Source organism: Halorubrum sp. F4 (assembly GCF_027257195.1).
Classification (GTDB): Archaea; Halobacteriota; Halobacteria; order Halobacteriales; family Haloferacaceae; genus Halorubrum.
The window spans coordinates 1-1,072 of record NZ_JAPDFS010000073.1; the positions used below are offsets into that span (position 1 = coordinate 1).

Here is a 1,072-nt window from a genome sequence, read left to right on the forward strand (position 1 = left end):
CCGCCCCGGATGGTGGCGGCGGATTCGCCGACTACGCACTCGTTTCCCTCCACTGTCTCCGAATTTACCTCGATACATCGTACCGCATGACGATCGACCTGCTCAAAGAGATGCCACAAATAACCGGGGAGATCGGCCTCAGTGCGGCCGATCTCCCCGCGCCATCCACGTTGTGTAAGGCGTTCGACCGGATCAGCATGAGCGTCTGTCGAGTGCTGCTACGCCAGTCGGCGCAGCTGCACGATCTCTCTGAACACGCCGCGATCGACGCCACATTCTACGACCGTTCACCAGCGAGCCGCCACTACTGCCAACGGATCAGCTACTGCGTTCAAAGCTCAAAGTCACGAAACTCGTCGATACAGCGTCGCAAGCTGTCCTTGACGTTCACTGCTCAACGAATCGAGAAGGAAGCGACGCAGACCTCGCAGAGCAGATCGCCTGCCGTAATGCGGGCGATCTGCGGTCTCTCGCGGCCGATAAAGGCTATGACAAACAATCACTCCGTAAAAGTCTGCGTGATCTCGGGATTAGACCGCTGATCAAGCACCGGATCTTCGCACCGTACGACCACGCACACAACGCCAGAATCGACGATAACCGCTACAATCAGCGCTCAATGACTGAAACCGTGAACTCGGCTGTCAAGCGCTCGCTCGGCTTCGCCGTGCGAGCGCGTACTTGGTTCCGTGAGTTCCGAGAAGTCGCGCTGATGTGTGTCGTCTATAACATCAAACCTTCGTCAAACAGTGAATATCTACGCCTTACAGCGATTCAACACGGCCCCGTTCGTAGAATGTGGCGTCGATCGCGGCGTGTTCGGAGAGATCGTGCAGCTGCGCCGACTGGCGCAGCAGCACTCGACAGACGCTCATACTGATCCGGTCGAACGCCTTACACAACGTGGACGGCACGGGGAGATCGGCCGCGTCAAGGCCGATCTCCCCGATTATTTGTGGCATCTCTTTGAGTAGGTCGATCGTCATCCGATAGGATGTGTCGAGGTAAATCCGCAGACAGTGGAGGGAAACGAGTGCGTAGTCGGCGAATCCGCCGCCACCATCCGGGGCGA

General features: G+C 57.8%; 2 pseudogenes. One reads left to right on the forward strand and one right to left on the reverse strand.

The annotated features are described in order from the left end of the window. Positions 1-736 (forward strand): annotated as a pseudogene (locus tag OKW78_RS16790) (IS5 family transposase); the annotation flags it as partial. Between the two features lie 49 nt (positions 737-785). On the opposite strand, the pseudogene OKW78_RS16795 reads toward OKW78_RS16790, so the two are convergent. Further along, a pseudogene (locus OKW78_RS16795) lies at positions 786-1,072 on the reverse strand (IS5/IS1182 family transposase); the annotation flags it as partial.